The sequence below is a fragment of the Arthrobacter sp. 05L421 genome (assembly GCF_056397785.1).
Genome location: NZ_JBFTOC010000008.1, coordinates 67810 through 93727, shown reverse-complemented (window position 1 = coordinate 93727; position 25918 = coordinate 67810). Strand labels below are relative to the sequence as shown.

At 66.7% G+C, this 25918-nt stretch carries 22 protein-coding genes and 1 tRNA gene; 14 read left to right on the top strand and 9 right to left on the bottom strand.

Annotated elements, in window-relative coordinates; genetic code table 11:
- The first annotated feature begins 67 nt into the window (after window positions 1–67).
- From AC1DKQ_RS11480 to AC1DKQ_RS11455, 6 genes are all read left to right on the top strand, one after another.
- Window positions 68–568 carry an HNH endonuclease gene (locus AC1DKQ_RS11480; protein WP_476885021.1) on the top strand — a complete coding sequence of 167 codons (501 nt, stop codon included), beginning with the start codon at window positions 68–70 and terminating at the stop codon, window positions 566–568.
- 115 nt (window positions 569–683) lie between these two features.
- Complete coding sequence (gene mobA / locus AC1DKQ_RS11475; protein WP_476919050.1) at window positions 684–1397, top strand: molybdenum cofactor guanylyltransferase; 714 nt, start codon at window positions 684–686, stop codon at window positions 1395–1397.
- Between the two features lie 21 nt (window positions 1398–1418).
- Entirely contained in the window at window positions 1419–1706 is a 288-nt protein-coding gene (locus tag AC1DKQ_RS11470) for a DUF6457 domain-containing protein (protein WP_091563988.1), read from the top strand.
- The gene (locus AC1DKQ_RS11465) at window positions 1703–3286 is read left to right on the top strand and encodes a molybdopterin molybdotransferase MoeA (protein WP_476919049.1); all 1584 of its coding nucleotides are present in this window, start codon (window positions 1703–1705) and stop codon (window positions 3284–3286) included. The genes AC1DKQ_RS11470 and AC1DKQ_RS11465 overlap by 4 nt, the downstream gene beginning before the upstream one ends.
- 133 nt (window positions 3287–3419) lie before the next feature.
- A complete protein-coding gene (gene fdhD, locus AC1DKQ_RS11460; RefSeq protein WP_476885017.1) occupies window positions 3420–4292 on the top strand; it encodes a formate dehydrogenase accessory sulfurtransferase FdhD in 873 nt (290 codons plus the stop codon).
- 89 nt (window positions 4293–4381) lie between these two features.
- Entirely contained in the window at window positions 4382–7417 is a 3036-nt protein-coding gene (locus AC1DKQ_RS11455; RefSeq protein ID WP_476919048.1) for an alpha-mannosidase, read from the top strand.
- Window positions 7418–7692: 275 nt separating this feature from the next.
- Here AC1DKQ_RS11455 and AC1DKQ_RS11450 read toward each other — a convergent pair whose 3' ends face one another.
- Genes AC1DKQ_RS11450 through AC1DKQ_RS11440 form a run of 3 tightly spaced genes read right to left on the bottom strand, consistent with a single transcriptional unit; the run spans window position 7693 to window position 9954 of the window.
- A complete protein-coding gene (locus AC1DKQ_RS11450) occupies window positions 7693–8436 on the bottom strand; it encodes a hypothetical protein (protein ID WP_476919047.1) in 744 nt (247 codons plus the stop codon).
- Window positions 8437–8479: 43 nt separating this feature from the next.
- Window positions 8480–9211 carry a hypothetical protein gene (locus AC1DKQ_RS11445; RefSeq protein ID WP_476919046.1) on the bottom strand — a complete coding sequence of 244 codons (732 nt, stop codon included), beginning with the start codon at window positions 9209–9211 and terminating at the stop codon, window positions 8480–8482.
- A complete protein-coding gene (locus tag AC1DKQ_RS11440) occupies window positions 9208–9954 on the bottom strand; it encodes a hypothetical protein (protein ID WP_476885013.1) in 747 nt (248 codons plus the stop codon). Before AC1DKQ_RS11440 ends, AC1DKQ_RS11445 begins: the two co-directional genes overlap by 4 nt.
- A 276-nt stretch (window positions 9955–10230) precedes the next feature.
- Here AC1DKQ_RS11440 and AC1DKQ_RS11435 point away from each other — a divergent pair, with 276 nt between their 5' ends.
- Window positions 10231–11898: an ABC-F family ATP-binding cassette domain-containing protein gene (locus AC1DKQ_RS11435; RefSeq protein ID WP_476919045.1), complete on the top strand. Its 1668-nt coding sequence runs from the start codon at window positions 10231–10233 to the stop codon at window positions 11896–11898.
- On the top strand, window positions 11895–13805 hold the full coding sequence (locus tag AC1DKQ_RS11430; protein ID WP_476919044.1) for an ABC transporter ATP-binding protein: 1911 nt from the start codon (window positions 11895–11897) through the stop codon (window positions 13803–13805). The genes AC1DKQ_RS11435 and AC1DKQ_RS11430 overlap by 4 nt, the downstream gene beginning before the upstream one ends.
- 106 nt (window positions 13806–13911) lie before the next feature.
- Here the strand turns inward: AC1DKQ_RS11430 and AC1DKQ_RS11425 are convergent, their stop codons facing one another.
- The 3 genes from AC1DKQ_RS11425 to AC1DKQ_RS11415 form a co-directional block, all read right to left on the bottom strand.
- Window positions 13912–14322 (bottom strand): NUDIX hydrolase, encoded by a 411-nt coding sequence (locus tag AC1DKQ_RS11425; protein WP_090582659.1) that lies wholly within the window; start codon window positions 14320–14322, stop codon window positions 13912–13914.
- Window positions 14319–14903 carry a DUF6314 family protein gene (locus AC1DKQ_RS11420; protein ID WP_476919043.1) on the bottom strand — a complete coding sequence of 195 codons (585 nt, stop codon included), beginning with the start codon at window positions 14901–14903 and terminating at the stop codon, window positions 14319–14321. The genes AC1DKQ_RS11425 and AC1DKQ_RS11420 overlap by 4 nt, the downstream gene beginning before the upstream one ends.
- Before the next feature lies 1 nt (window position 14904).
- Window positions 14905–14977: transfer RNA gene (locus tag AC1DKQ_RS11415), tRNA-Arg, on the bottom strand.
- 87 nt (window positions 14978–15064) lie between these two features.
- On the opposite strand from AC1DKQ_RS11415, the gene AC1DKQ_RS11410 reads away from it, so the two are divergent.
- Entirely contained in the window at window positions 15065–15850 is a 786-nt protein-coding gene (locus AC1DKQ_RS11410) for a DUF998 domain-containing protein (RefSeq protein ID WP_476919042.1), read from the top strand.
- Window positions 15851–15966: 116 nt separating this feature from the next.
- Here the strand turns inward: AC1DKQ_RS11410 and AC1DKQ_RS11405 are convergent, their stop codons facing one another.
- Window positions 15967–17541, bottom strand: coding sequence for a chitinase (locus AC1DKQ_RS11405; protein WP_476919041.1), 1575 nt, complete (start codon window positions 17539–17541; stop codon window positions 15967–15969).
- A 519-nt stretch (window positions 17542–18060) separates the two neighbouring features.
- Here AC1DKQ_RS11405 and AC1DKQ_RS11400 point away from each other — a divergent pair.
- From AC1DKQ_RS11400 to AC1DKQ_RS11390, 3 genes are read left to right on the top strand one after another with little or no spacing between them, the layout of a single operon-like run.
- A complete protein-coding gene (locus AC1DKQ_RS11400) occupies window positions 18061–20094 on the top strand; it encodes a glycosyltransferase family 2 protein (protein WP_476919040.1) in 2034 nt (677 codons plus the stop codon).
- The gene (locus tag AC1DKQ_RS11395; RefSeq protein ID WP_476919039.1) at window positions 20091–20660 is read left to right on the top strand and encodes a DUF7793 family protein; all 570 of its coding nucleotides are present in this window, start codon (window positions 20091–20093) and stop codon (window positions 20658–20660) included. Before AC1DKQ_RS11400 ends, AC1DKQ_RS11395 begins: the two co-directional genes overlap by 4 nt.
- Entirely contained in the window at window positions 20644–22173 is a 1530-nt protein-coding gene (locus AC1DKQ_RS11390) for a putative bifunctional diguanylate cyclase/phosphodiesterase (RefSeq protein WP_476885005.1), read from the top strand. Before AC1DKQ_RS11395 ends, AC1DKQ_RS11390 begins: the two co-directional genes overlap by 17 nt.
- A 112-nt stretch (window positions 22174–22285) precedes the next feature.
- On the opposite strand, the gene AC1DKQ_RS11385 is transcribed toward AC1DKQ_RS11390, so the two are convergent.
- A complete protein-coding gene (locus AC1DKQ_RS11385) occupies window positions 22286–22435 on the bottom strand; it encodes a hypothetical protein (RefSeq protein ID WP_377987686.1) in 150 nt (49 codons plus the stop codon).
- A 217-nt stretch (window positions 22436–22652) separates the two neighbouring features.
- On the opposite strand from AC1DKQ_RS11385, the gene AC1DKQ_RS11380 reads away from it, so the two are divergent.
- Entirely contained in the window at window positions 22653–23675 is a 1023-nt protein-coding gene (locus tag AC1DKQ_RS11380; protein WP_476885004.1) for a tetratricopeptide repeat protein, read from the top strand.
- A gap of 359 nt (window positions 23676–24034) precedes the next feature.
- On the opposite strand, the gene AC1DKQ_RS11375 is transcribed toward AC1DKQ_RS11380, so the two are convergent.
- Window positions 24035–24685 (bottom strand): hypothetical protein, encoded by a 651-nt coding sequence (locus tag AC1DKQ_RS11375; RefSeq protein ID WP_476885003.1) that lies wholly within the window; start codon window positions 24683–24685, stop codon window positions 24035–24037.
- Window positions 24686–24800: 115 nt separating this feature from the next.
- On the opposite strand from AC1DKQ_RS11375, the gene AC1DKQ_RS11370 reads away from it, so the two are divergent.
- Window positions 24801–25658, top strand: a complete 858-nt coding sequence (locus AC1DKQ_RS11370) for an inositol monophosphatase family protein (protein ID WP_476919038.1) — start codon at window positions 24801–24803, stop codon at window positions 25656–25658.
- Window positions 25659–25918: the final 260 nt, after the last annotated feature.

Below are 25918 nucleotides of genomic sequence, written 5' to 3'. Positions count from 1 at the left end.
GCCCGACCATGCAGAGGGCAGCCGGCCCTCGTGCCGCTGGCGGGTGCGGCCGTGAAGAGGTATGCGGATGCGCACTCTCGTTCTGAATGCTGGATATGAACCCCTGGCGGTCATCACCTTCCGCCGGGCGCTCGTCCTTGTCCTCACCGGAAAGGCCAGCGTGGTGGCCGAAGGGGACGACCCCGTTGTCGGACCCCAGGACATTCTGGGCCGCCCGTCCGTGATCCTGCTCAACCGCTACATCCGGCCGAGATACAACACCATGACAACGGTGAGCCGTCGCGGTGTGCTCCGACGCGATGCCCACCGCTGCGCCTACTGCGGCAAGGCTGCCCACACCATCGACCACGTCCAGCCAAAATCCCGGGGCGGGGCCGATTCCTGGGAGAACCTGGTGGCGGCGTGCCTGCGGTGCAACAACGCCAAGAGCGACCACACGCCAGCGGAGATGGGCTGGAAGCTTGGGTTTGTTCCGGGCCCACCCAAGGGCGCCATCTGGCAGATCAAAGAACTCGAGAAGCCGACGCCGGCCTGGGATCCGTTCCTGCTGCCTGAATCAGCTGCCTGAACAGTTGTTCCCTGACCCAGCTCCCTGAACTGTGTTGCCCGTACTGCCGCCTGAACGTCTGAGGGGCCCGCCACGCCTCATTTGCCGGCAGCGGGCGCCGCGCTAGGCTGAACCGGTGGAATTCGATGCCATCATTCTCGCCGGGGGGCGGTCCTCCCGCCTGGGCGGCGTGCCCAAATCCGGGCTGATCTACGACGGCGCAACCCTCCTTGAGCGGTCACTGCGCGCCGCGGGCGCTGCGGGACGCATCGTCGTCGTCGGGCCCGACCCCGGCGACCTGCCCGAAGGCGTGCTGACCTGCAGGGAAGACCCGCCCTTCGCGGGGCCCGCCGCGGCCATCGCCGCGGGCCTGGCCGCGCTGGCCGCCCACCAGGCCGGCGGGGACCAAGCAGCCGCACCGTCACCGTTCACCCTGGTTCTTGCCTGTGACATGCCGCGCTCGGCCGAGGCGGTCCGCGCCCTGGCCGCAGCACTGGGCGAACCGCTGGCCGCCTCTGCCGCAGTCGCGCCGGAACGGGCGCCGGAACGGGCGCCAGAACGGGAAGGCAGCGACGGGGTCATGGCCGTCTCGGCCGACGGCCGGAAGCAACCACTCGCAGGGTTTTATGGCACGGCCGTGCTACAACGTTGCGTCGTGGACGCCGCGGGCAGGAGCGGCCTGGAAAACGCGTCTGTCTTCGCCCTTCTTGCTAGGCTGGACGTGCGGGAAGTTCGCGTTCCCCCCGGTTCCACAGATGATGTTGACACCTGGGATGACGCGTCCGCATTGGGGGTATCCGGGAGGATTCCAGACCACGGTCCGGGCCCCGGTCTGGAACTCCGCAGCTGAACTCGACCATGGAGGCAAACGGTGAAGAGCCAGGATGAAACGCTTGAAGACTGGTGCCGTGCCCTGCTCCAGGCCCTGGAGCTGGAAGACGTTGAGATTGACGTGAACGAGGTTCTCGCCTTGGCCGGGGTGGCCGCCCACTCCGTGGTGCGCCCGGCGGCGCCGCTGACCACATTCATTGCCGGCTTTGCCGCCGGTCTGGCCTCCGGCTCGGGGCAGGCCACGGATTCGGTGTCCATGGAGGCCGCGATGGCCGTGGCGCGCCGGCTCGCCAAAGACTACGCAGCCGCCGAAGCTTCCGGGGCATGACGGATACGGCCCCGGACGGCAGCGGACCCCTCGCCGCCGCAGGGGGTGATGCAGTCAGAGATGGCGGTGGAGATGCAGGCGGAAATGGAGTCAGAGATGGGGTCCGAGGCGGCCTCGAAGACGGCCCCATAGGCCCCGGCATCCAGACGGATCCGGACATCGCGGAGGGGTACACTGCCGGCCAGGACACGACGGACCAGGATGCAGGGGACCCGGACGCGGCGGATACTGGCCAGGACACAGTCGACGACGACGAGTCAGAGGAGCCGCACAGGCACCTGGCCCACACGTGGCAGGAGGCCCGGCAACTCGCGTTCGACTGTGCCGCTCCCATCCCGGCCGCCCCCGTCCCGCTCCGGCAGGCGCTGGGCCGGACCCTCGCCGCGGACGTCGTTGCCCTGCAGGACATGCCCCATTACGCCTCCTCTGCCATGGACGGCTGGGCGGTCAACGGCAGCGGTCCCTGGATCCTGGCCGAACCCACCCAGAGGCTGGCACCCCATCAGGCAAGCCCGATTGCCACCGGCGGCCTCATTCCGGCCGGGGCCAAGGCGGTGCTGCGCAGCGAAAGCGGCGTCATCGACGCCGACGAGGACGGCCTGCCCGTCCTGAAACTGGGCGGCTCCGCGAAACCCGGCGACCCTCGGAACGGGGACCACATCAGGAAAGCGGGGGAGGAAGCCGCCGCCGGAGACCTCCTGATTAGAGGTGGCACCGTCCTGAATCCCGCGCATCTGGCTCTCGCCGCGCTGGCCGGAAGCGACACCCTTCCGGTGCTCGGCAGGGCCGTGGTGCGGCTCGTCCTCACCGGCTCGGAGGTCGTGACGTCCGGGATGCCGGCTCCCGGTCAGGTTCGGGACACCTTCGGACCCCAACTGGCAGCCGTGGTGGGAATGCTCGGCGGGATCTGCACCGAGGAAGTGAAAATCGGCGACACCTACGCCGAATGGCTCGCCGCGCTCGAGGATACAGATCCTGCCGCAGAGAGCCTGCCTGCCGACGTCGTCATCACCACCGGCGGCACCGGCCGCTCCGGAACGGACCACCTCCGGCGTTCGGTCGCCGAGCTCGGCGGCCGCCTGCTGATCGACGGGGTGGCCATGCGCCCGGGCCACCCCGCCGTGCTGGCCGAACTGCCGGACGGCCGGTACATTCTCGGCCTACCGGGAAACCCGCTAGCGGCCATGATGGCACTGTCCACGATCGGAGCCCCGCTCCTCGCGGCCTTGGGGCACGGGCCCATCCCACCACTCAGCGAGGTGCCCTGCGGCTCGACGATTGACGCCGATCCGGGCCGGACGCGGCTCATGCCCTTCCGGCTGCTCTATGGGATGGCGTCGCCGGCGCAGCACACCGGCCCGGGCATGATGCGGGGCTTGGCCGCCGCCGACGGCGTGCTGGTTGTCCCGCCCCACGGCGTGCAGCTGGGGGAACTGGTCCCCGCCTTCGCACTCCCGTGGGGTGCGCCGCTGCCTGACCCTGCGCCCGCGCCCGCCGCGCAGAAGCCGGCGGCGAAGCGGACCGCCAGGAAGACCACGGCCAGCGACGGGCCGGTGGACTGGAGCGCCCTCCTGGGCTGAGCCCAGGTTGAACTCTGGTTGAACTCTGGTGGAGCTCTGGCCCGCTGCGCTGGCTTCAGGATCAGGCACTTACAATGATGGAACCAGCCAAAGAATCACCACAACCGCACAACATGTTGCATAGGAGCACCGGATGGGCCGTGTCACGCAGCGCCGCAAAGTGCACAAGATCGTCCTCGACGGGTCCCCGCAGGCCCTCGAATTCCCGGTCCGGCACCGGGAAGACGTCCTCGCCGTCGAGGAACCGCTGGAAATCCGGCTAGGAAATATGTCTTTTTCCGTCACCATGCGGACGCCGGGCAATGACTTCGACCTCGTCGCAGGGTTCCTCGTCTCAGAAGGGATCATCTGGGCCCCCGAACAGCTGGTCTCGCTCAGGTTCTGCGCCGGCGAAGACGCCGACGGCATTCAAACCTTCAACGTCGTGGAGGCTCAACTCCGGCCCGACGTCGTCCGGCCTGAGACCGGACGAAACGTCTTTACCTCCAGTTCCTGCGGGATATGCGGGACGGACTCGATCGATGCCGTGCGCAAGTCCTCGCACTACAGCCCGGCACAGGATCCGTTGACAGTTCCGGTGGAAACGCTCGCGGCCCTCCCGGACACCCTCAGGTCCGCCCAGGAGGTCTTTGACGTCACCGGTGGCGTGCACGCCGCCGGACTCTTCAGGATTTCCGACGACGGCTCGGCCGAGCTGCTGTGCCTGCGCGAAGACGTCGGACGGCACAACGCGGTGGACAAGGTGGTGGGCTGGGCGCTCCGCGAAGGCCTGCTGCCGCTCCGGGGCACCGTGCTACAGGTGTCCGGCAGGGCATCGTTCGAGCTCGTCCAAAAGGCGGCCCTCGCCGGAATTCCGGTCCTTGCCGCCGTCAGTGCCCCCTCCAGCCTGGCCGTCGAGCTGGCCGACGCCAGCGGTATGACACTGGCCGGCTTCAGCCGCCGGACCAGCCTAAACGTCTACGCTGGCCAGCAGCGCGTCGCGGTTCCGGCCCCCGCGGCCGGCTAACGGCAACACTTGGCCAACAGGTTCCCCACGGCGTAAGTTTTATCCATCGATTGGAGCCAATCGGACCACCAGCGCTGAAGAGGATCACATTGCACGACGACCGCCGTCTTACGGAAGTCCGGCTGGACCGCTTTCTGCGTGACCGCATCGCCCCGGCCGTCTACCCGCGCAGCATCCCGTTGACCCTGAGCAGCTGGGACGCGCCGGACGAACCCGTGCCGGCGCTGGAGGCCCTGCGGCAGGATTTCACGGCGCAGGAACACGGCGCGGCGTGGGGCCGGCCCTGGAGCACCAAGTGGCTCCGGCTCCGGGGTGAGGTGCCGGAGGGTTGGGGAACCACAGCTGGCACGTCGGTGGAAATCCTCGTTGACCTGGGTTTCAGGGGCGATCTCCCGGGCTTCCAGTGCGAAGGCATCGCCTGGCGGTCCGACGGGACCATCATCAAGGCCATTTCGCCACGGAACCAGTACATCCCGCTCAAGCTCCTGGGCTCGGGCATGGCGGTCGACTTCTACGTCGAAGCCGCGGCCAACCCCGACCTGTCCCAGAACTGGACCTTCGCCGCCACCCCCTACGGCGACAAAGCGACGTCGGGCAATGAACCGAAATACCGGCTCGGCCGGATCGCCATCGCCGAACGCAAGCAGACCGTCTGGGAACTGCAGCAGGACATCCTCACCCTGGCCGGGCTGATGCACGAGCTGCCCATGGAGCTGCCCCGCCGCCACGAAATCCTGCGGGCGCTCGAACGCATGCTGGACATCATGGACCCCGACGACGTTGCCGGTACCGCAGAGGCCGGACGGACGGCCCTCACCGACGTTCTGTCCCGGCCGGCCTACGCCTCGGCGCACCAACTCGTGGCCACGGGCCACGCCCACATCGATTCGGCCTGGTTGTGGCCGGTACGGGAAACAATCCGCAAGTGCGCCCGGACGTTCTCCAACGTCGTCGCGCTGATGGACGAGCATCCCGATTTCATTTTTTCGTGTTCCTCGGCCCAACAGCTCGCGTGGATGAAAGAGTACTATCCGGAACTCTTCGGGCGCATCCGGGACAAGGTCCGCGCCGGACAGTTCGTTCCCGTCGGCGGGATGTGGGTCGAATCAGACTCCAACATGCCCGGCGGCGAGGCCATGGCACGGCAGTTCCTCGAGGGCAAGAGCTTTTTCCTGGCCGAATTCGGGGTGGAATGCGAGGAAGCGTGGCTCCCGGACACGTTCGGGTATTCCGCGGCGCTGCCGCAGATCATCAAGTCCGCGGGCAGCCGCTGGTTCCTGACGCAGAAGATCTCATGGAACCAGGTCAACAAGATGCCCCACCACACCTTCAACTGGGAGGGAATCGACGGCACCCGTATCTTCACCCATTTCCCGCCGGTGGACACCTACAACTCCGATCTCGGTGCCCGGGACCTGGCGCACGCAGAACGGAACTACCGGGACCACGGCCGCGGAGGCACCTCGCTGGTTCCGTTCGGCTACGGCGATGGCGGCGGCGGGCCAACACGCGAGATGCTGGCCGCGGCACAGCGCACGGCGGACCTGGAGGGGGCCCCGAAGGTGCGGCTCGGCTCGGCAGCCAGCTTCTTTGGCCAGGCCCAGGCCGAGTATGAGCCCCTGCCGGTCTGGGTGGGGGAGATGTACCTGGAACTGCACCGCGGCACCTACACCAGCCAGGCCAGGACCAAGCTGGGAAACCGGCGCAGCGAGCACCTTCTCCGGGAGGCAGAACTCTGGTGCGCCACCGCGGCAGTGCGTGCCGGGCACAACTACCCGGCGGCGGAGCTCAAGCGCCTCTGGCAACTGGTCCTGCTGCAGCAGTTCCATGACATCCTGCCTGGAAGTTCCATCGCATGGGTCCACCAGGACGCCGAACGGAACTACGCCGCCGTCGAACGGGGTCTTGAAGCGATCATCGCCGACGCTGCGGCTGCGGCGCTCGGCACCGGCAGCCGGGAGTTCCTCCTCAACGCTGCCCCGCAGGAGCGCCGGGGCGTGCCTGCCCTGGCCGTTGCGGAGCCGGTCCGGCCCGGGCAGCCGGTAGAGGTCACCGAAGCGGACGGCGGCTACATCCTGGACAACGGCATCATCCGGGCAGTGGTGGATGCCAACGGACTGCTGGCCTCGCTCACAGACCGTGCCACGGGACGCGAGGCGATTGCTCCCGGTGAGTTCGGCAACCTCCTGGAGCTCCACCGGGACACCCCGAATGAATGGGATGCGTGGGACATCGACGCCTTCTACCGCAGGAACGTTGTCCGACTGGTCGGGGCGCATTCGGTGACGCTGGAGCGCGACCCTCGAGCGGAAAGCCCCGACGCCGTCGTGGTGGTGGAGCGGATGGCAGGCTCCTCGCCTCTGACCCAACGGATAACACTCGCGGCGGGCGCCGACTCGCTCGCGATCACCACTGAGGTGGACTGGCAGGAGAGAGAAAAACTGCTCAAGCTGGGATTTGCCTTGGACGTCAAAGCAGACCGCTCGGCGGCAGAGACGCAGTTTGGGCACGTGTTCCGCCCCACCCATGTCAACACATCCTGGGAAGCTGCGAAATTCGAGATCTGCGCCCACCGCTGGATCCACGTCGCCGAGCCCGGCTACGGGGTGGCCATCTCCAACGCTTCCAGCTACGGCCACGACGTCACCCGCAACGTCCGGGAGGACGACGGCGGGACCACCACCACAGTGCGGCTTTCGCTCCTGCGGGCCCCGCAGTTCCCGGATCCGTCCGCGGACCAGGGCAGGCACGAGCTTCGCGTCACGATCCGCCCGGGCGCCACCATCGCGGACGCCGTCGAGGAGGGCTACCGCACCAATCTGGCCCCGCGGGTGGTGCAGGGGGCCCACGGTGTGGAGCCGCTGGTAACCGTGGTCAACCGGGCCCTCGTGGTTGAAGCGGTCAAACTCGCTGAAGACGGCTCCGGCGACGTGATTGTCCGGCTGTACGAATCGCTGGGAGAGCGCTCAACAGGTCTCCTGAAGGCTAATTTCCCGGTCCGCGGGCTGCACGCCGTGGACCTGTTGGAACGGCCCGTCGACGCCCCGGGCGTGACGGCAGGCCCCGACTCCGCCGAGCTCACGCTGCGGCCGTTCCAGCTGGTCACGCTTCGGTTTGTCCGCTGACGGCTGGGGGCCGACTGTCCCGACCTCCCGCAGGGACAACACCCGCCGGGACAACACCCGCCGGGACAACACCCGCCGGGACAACACCCGAGGGTAAAACCTGAAACTCCCTTAAACAGGCTGAGTGGGAGCGGTCCTTGCGGACCGCTACCACTCATCCCCCCAATGGCGCTTGGACGGCTGCCTCTGCCTCGCACGGCTGACTTCCGTACACGAAGCGATTGCCGCTTTCACACATTCATGATTCTTTCACGGTCTAATGATTTTGTGAATGCCTATCGCTGGTTCTTGCGTAATGTTGCGCCATTGTTGCCAGTTTTCTTGGCGGCGAGCCCGGAAGCCCAGAACAGACCGAGGCCCAGGACATAGCCCACGACGGCCAAATAGTTGACGGTCTGCTGCGCGAGGAGCCAGGTTTCGGGGCCGAAGGAGGCGGGGAGGCTCAAAGTGGTGGCGATGGCGCCGAGGCATGTCAGGAAGGCTGCGGCACGCACCAGCCGCGGCAACTGGCTCCTAGTGGTGGCCAGCAATGCCGGCAGCAGTGCGAGGGAAACGAAGGCAGGATAAGTGCGCCCTGCCGCGGCATAGAACGGCGCCAGGACGGCGTTGCGTCCACCGTTGTCCGTGATGCCGAGCATGCCGGCCGAGGACCCGCGGGTGTCCATGAGGAAGAAGGTCAGGGCCACGGCGGCAGCACTGACCGCCAGGGCCCAGCGTCCGGGCGGCCCCGCGATGAGGTGGTAGCCGCGCTCGTCTGTCAGTCCCTGCGCCACGCGCAAACCGACCAGCAGGACGGCGGCGAACACGAGGAAACGCAAGATCAGGTGGGTGAGGTTCCATCCGCCCAGCGCGGCGTCGATCGCCACGTAGGGGCCGGGCACCGAGAGCAGGCTGCACAGGGTGGCGAGAAACAGTATCCAGAAAACGGTCCTGTTGCGCCCCCGGATCGCATCCGGGAGGCGGAGCAGGAGCACCACGGTACAGATGATCAGCGTGCCCCACTGGAGGGTTGCAATCATTCCGTGTTCTCCCACATCGCTTGCCTGCTCAGCCCCAAGATGGTCAGGTCATGCCAGCTTGCTTCTTAGTCGCCCGCTTAGCAAGCGTCTTGGCCAACCAGATCAGGGACAGTCCCAGGACGATGCACAGGACGGCCGAGTAGTTCAGGACGAACCGCATGAATCCGAGGGACGGGGGAATGACCGGAGAGAGCAGGCTCAGGGTGATGGCCACGGTGCCCAGCGCGAGCAATGCCGCGCTGGACCGGACGAGGACCGGGAGGCGGCTGCGCAGGGTCCGCACCATGGCCGGAAATAGGGCCACGGTGATGAACGCCGGGTAGAGTCGCCCGGCGGCCCCGTAATACTCCACCAGGGCGGCATTGCGGTCACTCTTGGCGGCCAGGGCCACCAGCCCGGCCGAGGAGCCGGCAGTGTCCATCATGAAGAAGACGGCCGCCACCGCGGCCGAGGCACCCGCGGCTACTACGATTCCAATAGGGCCGGTGATGAGCCGCAGGGCGTCGTCGGCGCTGAAGCCCCGGGCCAGCCGGAATCCCAGGAAGAAGATGCCGGCGAAAATGATGAAGCGCAGCACCAGGTTGGCGATGTTCAGGCCTCCCAGGACGTGGTCCACGGCCTCATACGGGGCATCGATGCTGAGCAGGATTGCCAAGGTCATTAGCGCAAAGATGGCGAACAGGGACCGGTTTTCGCCTCGGAGGAGGCTGGGCACGCGGGTGAGCGTGGCGGCGCTGCAGACCCCCAGCGTGGTCCACTGCAGCGTCGTGATCATCCGAGGTTCTCCCAAATTTTTTCTGTTTGTGCTTGCTCCTGCTCGTGGCGCCGCAGCGCTTTGCCGAGCGCCTGAAGCCGCTCCCCGGCCAGGACACTAAGTTCTCCATCGGAGAGGGCATCCAACGCGGCCTGCTTGGCCCCTGGCGTCCAGCCGGCCTCAGCCTCTGTTATCAAGCCCGTGGCGACGAGCCCGCCCGTGAAGCCTACGCCCGCCGCTCGGGCGGTCGCGACCGCCAGTTCGGGGGAGAGCCTGTTGGCTGTGAGCTGGGCCGAGTAATTTTGCGGTGCGACGCCGGTGGCAGCCGAAACCCGGTGACGCAACTCACCGTCGTCAATCGCGTCCACCCAGTTCCGGACGGAAGTGGCGTGCGGGGCGGGTGTCAACGCCGGGGTCATGGAGCTGCCGTGGTCGCCGTAGCCTCCGTAGGCGGGGGAGGAACGGGAAATGACTCCGCGCAAGAGGTCCATGGTGGCAACCTGGCTGACGAGTTCGGCCGGGGTGGGTTGCTGCGGCGCGGCGGTGAGGTCCGCATAGTGGTCGAAGGAGCCGAGTTCCACCAGCGGACTCAAATCCAGGGCCCGGCTGATGCTGACCAGGGTGGATTCGGCCACTTTCCCGCGCACTAGCTGCTGGGCAAGGGTGGTGCGCTTGATCCCGGAGATCCTACAGATATCGGCTGTGCTCGCCGATGGGGCAACCCGATGAAGCCAGAGTTGGAACGCCTTTGCGGGTAGTGGCATCTAGGGCTTCCTGCGGAGTCGATGGGCAGTATGGCTACTGGCATGCGGTGGGGCAGCGGAGATTGAGGCGGGGCGTGGAAGCGGTGCGGCGGTGTGGGCTGTGATTTTACGTGAGGTCCTAATTCAACTATGCTAAATGGTCGAACCCGCTGGTCCGTACACCCCCCAAGTCCGGACCGGCGGGTTCTTCTATGCCCGGCTGGTTTTCGGCCGCCGGGACGGGCGGGTTCTGCCCGTCGGGGCGGTCCGTTTGGGCCGCAGTGAGAGGATTAACTAATGACTGCAACCCTTGTTGCCAAGGACCTTTCCGGTGGTCACGATCACCGCACACTCTTCTCAAAGCTGTCCCTGACCGTAGCACCCGGAGACGTCGTCGGCGTCGTGGGCGCCAACGGTGCCGGTAAGTCCACCCTGCTGCGCCTGCTGGCCGGCGTCGACGATCCGCAGGAAGGCACCGTGAGCCTGGCACCCTCCGACGCCTTCGTGGGCTGGCTGCCGCAGGAACACGAACGGATCGCCGGCGAAACCGTCGGCGAATATATCGCCCGGCGCACAGGCTGCGCGCAGGCCACCCTGGAGATGGAGTCCACCGCAGAGGCGCTGGGCTCCGGCGCGCCCGGCTCCGATGACGCCTACTCGCTGGCCTTCGACCGCTGGATGGCCTCCGGCGCCGCCGACCTGGAGGACCGCATCCCGTCCGTCCTGGCGGACCTTGGCCTCGAGGTGGGGCCCGACGCCGGAATGACCGGACTCTCCGGCGGCCAGGCGGCCCGCGTGGCGCTCGCCGCCCTGCTGCTGAGCCGGTTCGACATCGTGCTCCTGGACGAACCCACCAATGACCTGGACCTGAACGGCCTGGCCAAGCTGGAGGCCTTCGTGCAGGGCCTCCGCGGCGGCGCCGTCCTGGTCTCGCATGACCGCGAGTTCCTGGCACGCTGCGTCACCACCATCGTGGAACTGGACCTCGCCCAGAACTCGGTGGCGGTCTACGACGGCGGCTACGAGGCTTACCTGGAGGAACGCGCCGTGGCCCGCCGGCACGCCCGGGAACGCTTCGAGGAATACGCCAACACCAAGGCCGACCTCGTTTCCCGGGCCCGCACACAGCGCGAATGGAGCTCCCAGGGCGTGCGGAATGCCATGAAGAAAAACCCGGACAATGACAAGATCCGGCGCGCCGCCAGCACCGAGTCCTCCGAGAAGCAGGGCCAGAAGGTCCGGCAGATGGAGTCCCGCATCGCGCGGCTTGAAGAAGTTGAAGAGCCGCGCAAGGAATGGCAGCTGCAGTTCAGCATCGGGGCGGCCCCCCGCTCCAGCGCCGTCGTGGCCACCCTGCGCGACGCCGTCGCACAGCAGGGCGGCTTCACCCTGGGCCCGGTGAACCTGCAGCTGAACGCGGGGGAGCGGATCGGGATCACGGGCCCCAACGGCGCCGGCAAATCCACCCTGCTCCGGCTCCTGCTCGGCGTCCAGCAGCCCGACTCCGGTGACGCCTCCATGGGTGCGTCCGTGGCCGTCGGCGAGATCGACCAGGCGCGTGGCCTGCTGGCCGGCGAGCTGTTGCTGTCAGACGCCGTCGAAGCCGTGCTGACCGAGCAGACCCCGGCGGAGGTGCGCACCCTGCTGGCCAAGTTCGGCCTCAAAGCCGATCACACCGGCCGGTCCGTCGATTCCCTCTCACCGGGGGAACGGACCCGGGCAGCCCTGGCGCTGCTGCAGGCCCGCGGCGTGAACCTGCTGGTGCTGGACGAACCCACCAACCACCTCGACCTGCCGGCCATTGAACAGCTCGAGGAAGCCCTCGACAGTTACGACGGCGCACTGCTGCTGGTCACCCACGACCGCCGGCTGCTGGAAAACGTCCGCCTCGACGCGCGCTGGAACGTCACGAACGGCGTCGTCACCGAACTGCACTCCGATGCCGCGAAAGGCAACACCAAATGAGCATGGACCGGGTCGCCTGGAGTTCCCTCTACAACATCACCCGCGCCTCCAGCGGGTCCAAGCCGTTCTCCAAGGAGACGCTGAAGCGCGTCTTCAGTTTTGCCCGCCCCCACCGCGGCAAACTGATCGCCTTCGTGCTGCTGTCCATCGTGATGGCGTTCCTGGCTGTCGCCACCCCGGTCCTAGCCGGGCAGGTGGTTGACGAGATCATCGCCCACGCGGATACCGGAACGGTGATCTGGCTTGCTGTCCTGATCGCCATCGTCGCCGTGGCAGAGGCGGGGCTGGGCCTCGTGACGCGCTGGCTGTCCTCCACGATCGGCGAAGGCGTGATCGTGGACCTGCGTACCAAGGTCTTCGACCACGTCCAGAAGATGCCGATCGCGTTCTTCACGAGGACGCGTACTGGGGCCCTGGTCAGCCGGCTGAACAACGATGTCATTGGTGCGCAGTCGGCCTTCGCCGGCACGCTCTCCGGCGTGGTCAGCAATGTCGTGGCCCTGGCGCTGACCCTTGCGGTGATGCTGAACAAGTCGTGGCTGGTGACAGTGCTCGCCATGATCCTGCTGCCGATCTTCCTGATCCCGGCCCGCCGCATGGGCTCCAAACTGGCCGATCTGCGGCGCGAAGCCGCCGAACACAACGCCACCATGGGCACCCAGATGACCGAGCGCTTCTCCGCGCCCGGCGCCACCCTGGTCAAGCTCTTCGGCCGCCCAGACGAGGAATCTCGAGAGTTCGCCCTCCGGGCCGGCCGGGTCCGGGACATCGGCGTCCGCACCGCCATGCTGCAGTTCACCTTTGTCACGGCGTTGACGCTGGTCTCGGCCCTGGCCCTGGCCCTGGTCTACGGACTGGGTGGCTCGCTGGCACTCTCCGGGCAACTGGCCGCGGGCGACGTCGTGGTGCTCGCGCTGCTGCTCACCCGCCTGTACGCGCCGCTCACGGCACTGTCGAGCGCACGGGTGGAAGTCATGAGCGCCCTGGTCAGCTTCGAGCGCGTCTTTGAGATCCTGGACCTCAAGCCGCTCATCCAGCAGAAGCCGGATGCCGTGGCTTCCCCGCCGGGTCCGCTCTCGGTGGAGTTCGACGACGTCCGTTTCGCCTACCCCTCGGCAGAGAAGGTCTCGCTGGCCTCCCTGGAGGATGTGCTGACCCTGGACACCCGAGGCGGCGAGGAAGTGCTGCACGGCATCAGCTTCCGGGTGGAGCCCGGGCAGACGGTGGCCTTGGTCGGCTCCTCGGGAGCGGGCAAGTCCACCATCGCGCAGCTCCTTTCGCGCCTGTACGACGTCGACTCGGGCGCCATCCGCTTCGGCGGCACCACGCCCGGCACCGACGTGGACGTCCGCGACCTCACGTTCGACTCGATGCGCGCCACGCTTGGCATGGTGACGCAGGACGGTCACCTGTTCCACGAGAGCATCGCCTCCAACCTGCGCCTGGCCCGGCCGGAGGCCACCGAGGAGCAGATGTGGGATGCGCTGCGGCGTGCCCGGCTCGAAGACATGATCCGTTCCCTGCCCGATGGCCTGGACACCGTGGTGGGGGAGCGCGGCTACCGGCTCTCCGGCGGCGAGCGGCAACGCCTGACGATCGCCCGGCTGCTCATCGCGCAGCCGCGGGTGGTCATCCTGGACGAGGCCACCGCCGCGCTGGACTCCACCAACGAGGCCGCCGTCCAGGAGGCGCTGGGCGCCGCGCTGGAAGGCCGCACCGCCGTCGTGATCGCGCACAGGCTCTCGACGATCCGGGCAGCCGACGCGATCCTCGTGGTGGAGGACGGATCGATCGTGGAGCGCGGTACGCACCGGGAGCTCCTCGCCGCCGAGGGCCGCTATGCGGAGCTGTACCGGACACAGTTCTCCGAGGCCACTGCTGTCGCCGAGGAGGCTGTGCCCGGGTAACTGGGCTGGGGTGCTTGGAGGCAGCGGTGGTTGAGGTCCGGCGTTTGGGGCCGGCGTTTGGGGCCGGCGCCTGGGGCCGTTTTTGGGGACCCGTGCGGTGCCGGGCCTAGCCCGCTGACGGTTTAGCGGACAGTGCCGGCAGCACATGGTCGGTCAGCAGTGGTGCGAGGTCGCCGGGCAGCTCGGCGGCGAGGTCCAGCCAGCGGATCTCGGCGATTTCGGCCGACGGCCGGGCGCTCCACACCCCGGGAGCGGTGAAGACGGTGGCCTCAATCTGGGTGGCCGCCTCGTTGGCGGCATCCGCCAGCCAGCAGCCCAGCAGGTCCAGCCGGTCCGGGGCGAGCACGATCCCGACTTCTTCCTGGAGCTCACGGGCCGCAGCCTGGGCCGCCGTTTCGCCCGGCTCGGGTTTGCCGCCGGGATGCATGAACTTGTCCGTGCCCCGTTTGCGCACGGTCAGGAGGCGTCCGGAGCGATCAAAGACGCAGACGGCCGAAACGACGATGCGCGGGTTCACTCCGCGCCCCTTGCGTCCTGAGCTGCGTCTGGAGCTGCATCGAGTGCTGCACCGTGCGATGCGTCGGGTGCCGGGCCTGGTCCTGCTTCCAGCCGTTGCAGGACGGACTCCAGCAGCTGGTCCTTGGCGGGCCCGGTGACGTCCCAGCGGTAGCCGCATTCGTCTGGCCCGACGAACTTGTACGTCACGCGGTACGTGTCAGGGTCGCACCAGTGCATGTCATGGTTGGCCTGCCCGGCGAAGCCCATGCGGTGGAAAGGGCGGCCGTCAGGGAAAAACACGTCCAGCACATCGGGCGTGTCGGCCGGCTGCAACAGATATTCCCGGCTCGCCGGGCCGGTGAACGGCGCACGGCCCAAGGATGCCCCGTCCAAGGGTTCCCACTGCACGGTGCCCTCTTCACGCCACAACAGGCCGCCGTCGTCGAGGGCAGTGAAGCGGACGACGCCGGTGAAGGTTCCGCTTATCCCGGTGCTGCGGTCCAGCAGGGTGCGGGCGACGGACCAGGAGCCGCGCAGGTAGGCGCGGAGGTCAAAGCCCGGGCCCGTGTCCGGGGTTTCGTCCGGGGCAGGAATGTTCAAGTGCCCTCGATTGGAATCGAACCAACGACACCGGCTTTAGGAGAGCCGTGCTCTATCCACTGAGCTACGAGGGCGGGCATCCGCGTGCGGGCGGCCAGCGGCCGGTCCGGTCGGACACGGATATAAGCATACAAGGTGAGCGCGCGTACTACGCTCTTGGCATGACTGCAGGAACCACCGAGCTTTCCGCCGGAGCCCTCTACTACCCGGATGTGGCCGCGACACGGTTTTACGTCGGTGCCTTGGCGAAGCTGAGCGTGCTGCAGTATTTCGTGGCGGAGGCGGCCGTGATCGGCGCCTGGGCGGGAGAGGAACCATACAGCCGCCGCACCGGCTACATCAGCGACCTCGGGGCCCTGGCGTGCGGGGATTTCGGCGGCCGGGACGTCTGCTCGCCGGCGCATCTGCTGATGAACGCGTCCTTTGTGATTCAAGGCCTCGGCATGGTGGTCGGTGCCCTGCTGCTCGGCTCGGCGCTGATGTGCTGTGCTGCGCGGCCCGGCGTGCCCATCCGGCGCGGCCGGGGGCCGGGCCGGGCGCGCTGGGGCGCCGGGGTGGTGGCAGCGGCCGCTGCCCGGATGCTGACCGGCACCGCCGGGGCAGGAACGATCATCGTGGGCCTGGTGCCAGAAGACACGGGATCGGCTTGGCATGTGGCCGGCGCCCTGATGTACTTCGCGGCCGGGGCCCTGGCGCTCCTGGTCCTCGGCTGGCTTTGGCTGCGGCAGACGCCGCTCGGGTGGTTCATCCTGGCCTGCGGCGCCGTGTCACTGGCGGCACTCATTGCGGGCGGGCTGACGGGCATGCACGTGCCGGAACCAGGCACCCTGGAGCGGCTCATGGGATACCCCATAACGCTTGGCATCGCAGCGGCCGGCCTCGTCATCGCCCAGCGGGTGCAGCACGAACGCACTGTGCGCAAGCTTGCTCGGGCCCAGGCCCGCTGAGGCGGGCCCCCGAGCCGGGGTCTGACGCGCGTCAGCGGGCCCACAAGGGGCCCTGACGCGCGTCAGCGGGCCTGCTGACGCAGGCCCGCCGACGATAGTCGGATGGAGCAGGGCCTCTAGGGAGCCGGCGCAGCAGTCGCCGTCGCTTTGGCCATGATCTTCATGAGTTCCTCGTCCCGCAGCTTGGACCACGGCGACTCCGGCGATCCCTGCAGCGCAGCCTCGGGACTGTCGGTTTGGGTCCACCATTTTGCTTCGAAGACCCGGCCTTCGAACAGCACCCGGTCGCCCTTGCGGTAGACCTTGGCCGGTTGCCACGCCGGGGCCGTGCCGGCCGGGGCCGTCAGCTGCGGCGTCGGCCTGTCTGCTGCCAGGACCGGCCCAATGATGCGCCAGGGGGTCGCGGTGCCTTGCAGGACGGGATCATCCGGGGTGTCAGCGCGGGTCCACCATTTGGCCTCGTACACGTTTGAATGCCACACGATCCGCTCGCCGGCGGCGTAGGCGGTGTTTTCTGACCACACCGGATACGGGCTGGTGGAGGGGTTGTCGCTGACAGCCGGGACCGGGGTCTGGGCAGCCGCAGCGGCCGGGGACGCTGCCGGGCTGGCCATGACGCCCGCGCCGAGGATCGTGGCGAAGGATGAGCTTCCCTGGTCCACGCCGCTGCAGCCATCCGAGACCTTCGTGACGTCGGGAAAATTCTGGCTGCAGGTGCGGTCACGGTTCAGGGACCACATGGAAAGCCTGCCGATTCCGTGGGCGCTTGTGTACGCGCTGAGCTCCTGCGCGTCTTTGAGTGTGAAAATCTCGCCGGCGATGTCGTTCTGGCCGATCATCGGCGTCAGGCCGACCTTGCGCCATACGGTTTCGCTGCCGAGTTCGCTGCCGGCCGCCTGGTACAAACCGGTCAGCTGCCGGTGGGTGGCTTCCGCGGCGGACGCCGCGTTCTCAAACATGGACCGGCCCGGCAACTTGCTCCCGCCGTAGTCCATGGTCATGGCGTTCACTCCGGCGAGGTCGACGCCTGCGGCAATCATCCGTTTCACGGCGTCTGTGCCCGCCGTCGTGAGGCCGTTGGGATCAGCCGGCAGGGTCAGCCAGACGCTCAGGGACTTGCCGTCGCGCTGGCGGTCCTTCTGCAGCGCGGCGACGGCGGTGGACCGCCGTTCTATGGCTGCCGCGTTGGAAAGGGCCTCGCCTTCCACGTCCAGGTCGATGCTGCTGACGTTGTAGCGGTCGACGACGGTGCCGTAGGCCGCCTTCAGCTTGGCAGGATCTGTGCAGCTCACGGCAAGTTCCTGGTTGGTCAGGCCGCCAAAGGATACGGCCACGGTGCCGCCGAGTTGCTGCAGGCGTGCCACGCGCCGGTCCAAGTCCAGCGCGGACGCGGCGTCGGAGGGTGAGTAGGCGGCGCCCCAGGAAGGCGCGCACGGATCCTTGGGGTCGGCGACAACGAAGGACAGTACGACGTTTTGGGCTTCCTTGGAGACCGGGGCCTCGAAGGCGTACCGCGGGGTGGCTGTGACGTCCACATATCCGGAGAAAACGGACGGGATGGCCTCGGCTGCCCTTACATCCTGGAAGTTGCCCCACGCGGCCACGCCGCTGGCGGCGGCAGCAACCACGGCGCCAATGAGCACGCCCAGCCGGACTGCCGATAGTTTGCGGCCTGGGAATCGTTCGGACACAGGGCCCCCCTTGTGCGTCTTTAGTTGGACAGCCGGGCACGCGCCCGCTGCCGGTATAAGCCTGTGTAATTTCCGGGGTGTCTGATGTCCGGCAAGCGTCTGACCTTGCATTATCATAAGGGCACTCACCGGAACATTCCGGTGCGGCGTGCGGGTTTTGCCGTAGGCGCGCGCCAATCTGCCGACTTTGCAGTCTTATGGGGACTAATGCCAGATCAGCTTGTCTTGCCGCGCGTAGAAGCGGAAAGCGTTATCACCGAACAAAAGGGTGCGGTCCGGCGCCGTCAATGGGGGGCCGAGCGGCGTTCCGAGCCGCTGTCCATTGTTCATCCGAGACCGTCCCGGCGCAAAATAATCCTTGGCCGACTGGGAATTCTCACCACGCTGGCGGCCTGGATAACTTACGTCATTTCGACAATTCTGAAAGAGCTCGCTGACAACCCCAATGCAGGTTTCAGGTTTCAGTTTGAGACGGTTTCCTATCTTGTCGTCGTAACATTCCTGACATTTTCTGCGCTCATGTATCTCCTGGCCCGGCAGGGGGCCCTTTATCGGTTCCGCGACCACACCAGGGTGCCGCGCGGCGAGCTGGACCGGCACTTCGCCGACTATTCCGAGGGCATCACGGTGTTGGTGCCCTCGTACGCGGAAGAACCCCAGGTGGTGCGCGCCACGCTCTGGTCCGCGGCCCTGCAAGAGTTCCCGGATCTCAAGGTGGTCCTGCTCCTCGATGATCCGCCGCACCCCTCGGACCTCGGCGACGCGGCCCGGCTGGACAAAACCCGTTCGCTGACCGCGGAGATCGCCGCCGAGCTCAGCGTCCCGGCCGCCCGCTTCAACGCCGCCCTGGCCGATTTCCGGCGCCGGGGTAAGCCGGCCGGACCCGGCCAGGCTGCCGAGGTGGCTCTGCTGATCGCCGAATATGAGGCAGCCGCCGCATGGCTTGAATCGATGGCGGCCGGCGAAACAGTCGAGGACCACGTCGACGAATTCTTTGTCGACCTCGTACTGATGGGCCTGGCCCGCGAGCTGAGGCTCGTGCTCCTGGGACTGAACGGCGCACTGGCCCAGCAGACCTCGCCGCCGCGCTCGCGGATCGAAGAGTTGTACCTGCGGCTGACCTGGATCTTCAACGTCTCCACCGAAACGTTCGAACGCAAGAAGTACGCCAGCCTGTCACACGAGGCGAACAAGGCCATGAACCTCAACGCCTACATTTCGCTGATGGGCCACACCTGGCACAAGGAAACCACCGCCGACGGCGTGGTCCTGCGCAAGGTGGCGGACGGCGTCGTTCCTGCCACGGACGCCGAGATGATGGAGGTCCGTGACACGACCTATCTGTTGACGCTCGACGCCGATTCGCTGCTTCTGCGGGACTACTGCCTCCGGCTGGTCTACTTCCTGGAATCGGCCGGGAACGAGCGCGTCGCGGTGACCCAGACGCCGTACTCTTCCTTCCGTGGCGCCCCCACCCGCATCGAGCGGGTCGCCGGAGCCACGACTGACCTCCAGCACATCCTCCACCAGGGCATGAGCTATTACGGTGCGACCTTCTGGGTGGGCGCCAACGCCGTCATCCGCAAGCGCGCCCTGGAGGACATCGTCGAGGTGGAGACCACTGGCGGCTTCGAGATCCGGACCTACATCCAGGACCGGACCGTCATTGAAGACACCGAGTCCAGTATCGACCTCGGCCAGCACGGCTGGACCCTGGTGAACTATCCGGAACGGCTCAGCTACAGCGCCACGCCCCCGGACTTCGGCTCGCTCGTGGTCCAGCGCCGGCGCTGGGCAAATGGCGGCCTGCTGATCCTGCCCAAGCTGTGGGTCCAGCTCCGGCAGCACAGGTCCGAGCGCCGCGCGATCCTGTTCCGGGAGGTGCTGCTCCGGGTGAACTACATGGCGTCCATCGCCTGGGCAAGCTTTGGCCTCGTCTTCCTCCTGGCCTACCCCTATGACAGCCGGCTGCTGAGCCCGATCGTGTTCCTCGCGGCCCTGCCGTACTTCCTCGCCATGGGCAGCGACCTGCGCGACTGCGGGCACCGCTTCAGCGACATCCTCCGGATCTACGGCTTCAACCTGGTGCTGCTGCCGGTCAACCTGGCGGGCGTGCTGAAGTCGCTGCAGCAGGCAGTCACCGGTGACAAGATTCCCTTCGCCCGCACCCCCAAGGTCAAGGACCGCACAGCGGCCCCGGCAATCTACGTCCTCACGCCGTACGCGATTGTCGCCTTCTCATTGCTGACCGTCTGGCGCGACGCGCAAGTAGGGAACTGGGGCAACGTGGCCTTCGCCACCGTCAACGCGGTCCTGGCCGCGGGCGCGATCCGGGCCTACATCGGAGTCTTCAACTCCGCGGTGGATATCTTCCTCGGGATGGTTAACTGGCTGTATGTCAGCCCCCGGCCCAAGAAAGTGCAGGAGAGCCCCGTGATTGCCAAGACTGCAGAGGAAGTCGACTGGGAAACGATTCTCTATCACGGCGACCGACGGCTGAACCGTGACCTCCGAGGCTCCGCGGACCGCCGACGTCGGATTGCGGTCCGATGACGCTCGAGGCCCTGGCCGGGCCGGACGAACGGCTGCCGGAGGGGGCGTTGGCTGATGAGCAGTTGCCTGAGGCGGCGTTGCCTGAGGCGGCGTCGCCCGACGAGGCAGCCGGCGCCGCGGTCGGCGCCGCCGGCACCATCCCGGATGCGGCGGCCGTTGCAGCGGCCCGGGCGATCGACGGGGCCTTCGTGGATGGCCTTGCCAGCCGGGCCATCGGCGTGCGGATGCTCGACGGCGGAATCATCGAGGTCCTGCTGCCCGCCAACCAAGAGATCGAGGGTCCCGAGGCGCGCATCGCCGGTGAAACCGTCCGTTCCCTCGCCGCGGGACGGCGGATGCCGGTGCTCTTGGTGATCACCGGCGTCGTCGGCGTCAATATGGAGGCGCGGCAGGTTTACAGCGGTTCCATAGCGGCAACGGCGTTCGCGCTGGTAGGCGAGAGCCCGGTGGACCGGGTCATTGCCCACTACCTCCTGCGATCCAGAAGCGAGACGATCCCCGCGCAGTTCTTCACCTCAGAGTCCGCGGCCGTCGAATGGCTAAGGCAGCATGTCCGTGAAGAATGAGGCGCCGGACCCCAGGCTGCACGCCCTCGTGGAAGGCATCGTGCGGATCGCCGGGGGCGATCTGAGCACCAGGATCCCGCATTCCGGAGCGCGTGACGACGTGGCCGCGGTAATTGCCGGCATTAACTTGATGGCCGATGACCTGCAGACCATCTACCAGGAGCTGGAGGACCGGGTCGAAAGCCGCACGGCCATGCTGCGGGCGGCGCAGGTGGAACTCGAACGCATGGCGCTCACTGACCCCCTGACCCAACTCGCCAACCGGACTGCACTGAACTCGGTCCTGAGCCATGCCCTGGCGGAGTCCTCGCGCGGCGAGATGCCGCCGGCACTGCTGATTCTCGATCTCGATTCCTTCAAGGGCATTAACGACACTCTGGGGCACAGTGCCGGCGACGACGTCCTGCGGGTCATCGCGCGCCGCCTCCAGAACGCCGTCCGCGAGACGGATACCGTGGCGCGCCTCGGCGGCGACGAATTCGCCGTCATGCTGCCGAAGTCCAATCTGGTCCGGGCACGGAGAGTGGCGAACAGGATCCTAACGGCGCTCAGTGAGAGCCTCGACGTCGGTGACCTGAAAATCACCTGCGGAACGAGCATCGGCCTGCGGATCGCGGAACCCGGCCAGTCAGTTGACGATCTGGTCATGGAGGCCGACACGGCGATGTACGCGGCCAAGGCACAACCGCACAGCAGCATCAAAGTGTTCGAACCCGCCCTGCTGTACGCCCGCCGGCTGCAGAGCGTCATGATTACGGAAATGCGCGAAGCCATCCTGCAGGACCAGCTAACCCTGCACTACCAGCCGGTGGTGGACCTCGCCTCGGGCCGGATCGAGGGCGTCGAGGCGCTGGTCCGGTGGAACCATCCGGAACGTGGACTTCTCATGCCGGATCAGTTCATTCCCCTGGCCGAGGAAACCGGCATGATCGTTGACTTGGGCCACTGGGTGCTGCGCAATGCAGTGCGTCAATTACGGCAATGGCAGCAGGAACAGCAGGTGGACAGCACGTTCAACGTCCGCGTCAACATTTCCACCACCGAACTTCAAAACCTCGAACTGATCGAACATGTGCGCGACATCCTCAGGGAGACTGGCGTGGATGCGTCGAACCTGATCGTGGAACTGACGGAGTCGATGGCCGTCAACGGCGGGGACGTGGACCAGTATTCGCTCAACGGCCTGCGGCGCCTCGGGGTCCAGCTCGAGATCGATGACTTCGGCACCGGCTATTCCTCCATCAGCTACCTGCGCAAGCTGCCGGTGAACGTGGTCAAGATCGACCGGAGCCTGATCAGCGGCCTGGGCGACGACGAGGAGCAGCGGGACTTCGTGGCCGCGGTGCTGCATCTGATCCACGCCTGCGGACTCAAGGCGCTGGCCGAGGGCATCGAGACGGCGGAGCAGGCCGACGTGCTCCGGGAGATGGGCTGCGGCAGCGGCCAGGGCTACTATTTCGGCCGGCCGGCCCCGGCGGCGGAGATTATGGCGTTGATTGGCGGGGGTAAATAGCGTTTGTGGCTCCGGGCCTGATGGTTGTTGCGCGATGCAGGCCGAAGGTTAAACAACGACGGCGGGTGTCGGAATCAGTTCCGACACCCGCCGCCTGTCAATGCAGTCTCCGTTACTTCTTGATGGAGTCCGGCCACCAGCCGATAGCGGCGACCGTGCTCTGTCCGGAGGTGTCAGCTGCAGCAGAAATCGCTGCGGAGGCAGACAGACCAGCGGCGGCCAACGCACCGGCGACGAGGAGTGTTGCAAGGGTCTTCTTCATTAGGACTCCTGATACGTAAGAGGCTGATGTGACTCATGTGACATGTGGTGCAGATTTAGTATAGGGCTAAACGACACGCCGTTGTATAACGTTTCGTTCCGCAATGAATGGTTTCGTGTTATTCGCGCGAAGCTGCGGAAGTCCTGAGTCAATATTGCGCAGGTCTTGCTTGCGCGGTTTGTTCGTTTCCGCTCCCGCGGCAACGGATAATTGAGACATGCAACAAAGCTCCGTTTCTCCCTCGTACGCCGCTGCAGAGCTGCAGGCGCGCGAACACCGGTCCAGCCACGACTTCCGCGAGGCAGCGAACGCCGCACGGGCGGCGGCAGACATTGCCAGTGCCGAGGGTGATTCGTCTTCGTGGTGGCACATGACGTTGTTCCGGGCCGAGAGCCTCATTGCCGCCGGAGACATTGAAGCCTGTGCGGAACTTGCCGGCACGTTGATCGCGGAACCCCAGGACGGCAACCGGCAGCTCCAGGCTCAGGTGCACATCCTCCTGGCCCTGACCCGCCGGGGCATGGGTCTGCTCGAAGAGGCCGCCGACGAGGCCAGAATCGCGGCGGATCTCATGAAAGGCGAGGACGACGTCGAGATCGCAGTCAAGGCCCGGCAGGCGCTCATTGCGGCCCTCGCCGACAGCGGAAGGCTTGACGAAGCGTGGGCGGAAAGCCTCATCATGGCCGACGTCATTTCGGGTGAAGTCGATGATCAGTTGGTGGGCAAAGCGTACTGGGTCATCGGTAATGTCGCGTTTCTTTGCAGCAAAATCGCCGAGGGGCTGCATTATCACGAGCTCGCGGCCGGCACTTTTTCACCGGCTCGAAACCTCAATGTTTGGGCCAAATTCAACAAGGCCTCCGCGGCCATGCGCCTCGCCGCCGACGTTGCGGATTCGGACACGCTGCGCTGTATTGAACGTGCGGAACTCGCCACCGACGTCATTGGCGGCACCGAAGAAGATCACATATTGCTCAAGCTGAACCGCGGCCACTGGAATTTCCTGGCGGGGGATCAGAAATCGGCGGTTGATACTCTTGATGAGATTTTCCCGGTCCCCGAAAAGACGTCGCCGCAAATACTGGGCGAGGCATATCTGCTTCTGGGCCGCTCCCACGCCGCCTTAGGAAACTCGGTCGAGGCTCGAAACTATCTGCTGGAGGCCGCCGATCAGTTTGAAAAGGCAGGCGCTCCGCAGCGTGCTGAGCAGGCCCTTGAATTCCTAAACGACGTGCCCTGACCCTCCGCTGACGTGGACACGCACTCTGCTGGCCGTGAGGACTGGGCAAGCCCCTCGCACAGACGGGTGGACCTGCCCTAACCAGGGCTTAAAGCTGGACATGCTCTCCGCTGGCGATGAGGACTATGCATGTCTCAGGCACGGGTGGGTGGACGTGCCCAGTCTGGGGCTGGGGTGGACATGCCCTCCTTTGGCGGTGAGGACTGGACATAACAGCAGAATGTCCACGGGGCGGGCCTAGCATGGACATGCCCCGTGTTCTAGGCCGAGTGCGAGGGATGAGTCCAGGGGCCGCGACTAAGGCTGGACATGTCCCATGTTCTAGGCCCGAGCGCGAGGGAAGACTTCAGCGGCCGTGGCTAAGGCTGGACATGCCCCGTGGCAGGTGAAGCAGCGGCAGCTTTGCGGCCCAGGAATACGGCCGCGCCGCCGGCGACGAGGCTCAGCGCCAGGAGTGCCCAGCCGGCCACGGTGAGCATGGATGCCAGCGCGACCTGACCGCCGTCGAGGGTTCCGGCGGACATCATTGCATCGATCACGGTGTTGCCCCACAGCCTGACCGCCGCGAAGATCAGCGGCAACGCCCACAGCGCCCAGCGCAGGGATTTCCGGGCCACGTTGGTTCCGATCAGCAGCAGCCAGGTGAAGCCAAAGATCAGCGGGAAGAGCATGCCGGCCGTCTTGTGGACGTAGTTCAGTTGGCCCTTGGCGTCGGCGTCCATGGCCGCGCGCAACTGCTCCACGAAGCCCTGGTCGAAGCCGCCGATCAACGAATCCGGCATGGGCTGCCCGCCCGACAATTGCGTGAGCTGGTTGAGCGTGAGCAGGTGGAGATACCAGAACAGGAACAGGCTGGCCACGACGCCGGCGATCACAATCAGATTGCTGTTGCTCTGTGCCTTCTGCGGTGTCCGGGCGGTGCTCGGATTGATCACTGGGGGGAGGTGGTGCTGGGGGACCGCCGCGTTAGCGCCGTGCTTTTTGATCCGCTGCGCGGGTGTCTTGGCCATGGCTCCATTATCGCCCGTCCTGCACAGCCGCCCTGCACAAGCTCTCTGACGCCTCCCGGCACCGCATTCGTGCATCGGCTGTTCAGTGCCAGCGGGCGCCGATAGTCTGGGACGCGTGACCGAACTAGGAAAACACCGGCTTGGCCGGCATAGCACCGCAGATCTCGACCCGTCGCTGGACGACTACCAACTGGCCGAGGCCCTGGTCCGTGAGGCCGGCACCCTCGCGCTGTTGATGCGGCAGGCGGGGCTTGAGGGCAAGCAGAAGACGTCGGTCTCGGACGTCGTCACGGCCGCCGACCACGCCGCCGAGTCGTACGTGCTCGAACAACTTCGGCGCTGCCGGCCCGATGACTCTGTCCTGGGCGAAGAGGGCGCCTCCGTGGCGGGCAGCAGCGGCCGGACCTGGGTCATTGATCCGGTCGACGGGACTTTCAACTTCCTGCATGGGTCCACATACTGGTGCTCGGCCATTGCCCTGAAGGATTCCTCCGGTGCAGGGCTCGGCGCCATCTTCCAGCCGGAGGAGGACAAACTCTGGCTCGGCGGGACGTCCCGGGCGGCAACGCTCAACGGCGAAAAACTTGTCTCGTTCCTCCCCGGCGCATCCGGAGGCGCGGGGCGTTCTGACACGCCGCTGTCAGAACTCGGCGCGGCAACGTACATCCACCCGACCTGGCTTGCCGATCCAATGTGTGCCATGCCCTGGCACGCAGCCGCGACGTCGGCAGCGGCGCTTCGCATGTTCGGGTCCGGCTCCTGCGATCTCGGCCGGGTCGCGGACGGTGAACTCGGGTGCTGGTTCCAGCACAGCTGCCCTGAGTGGGACTGGCTGCCCGGAAAGGCGATCGTAGAGGCGGCCGGGGGCGCCACCGACGTCGTTCGCGTCAACGGACTCAACTGGTTCATCGCGGGAGGCACGACGGCGGTGCGGCAGGTGCGTGCCGCGCTCAGTTCCGGGGCCGTGAGCTAGGCGTCCCGCCAGCTGGACCTGGCCGGAGGGCATGCTCATTCTTTGCTGCCATCTTTGTGGGACATGCTCATTCTTTGCTGCTGGGGCTGGGCATAAGGGGACTATGTCCACTGGGCGCGGGCGGCGGAGGGCATGCGCGTCGCGCCGGCTTGTGTCCGGGGGACATGCTCATTCGTCAGCGAGGTTCCATGGAATATGCTCATTCTTTGCCGCCAGGGCGGGAAGTCTCCGTGGGGGATGCTCGTTCTTCGCGGCTAGCG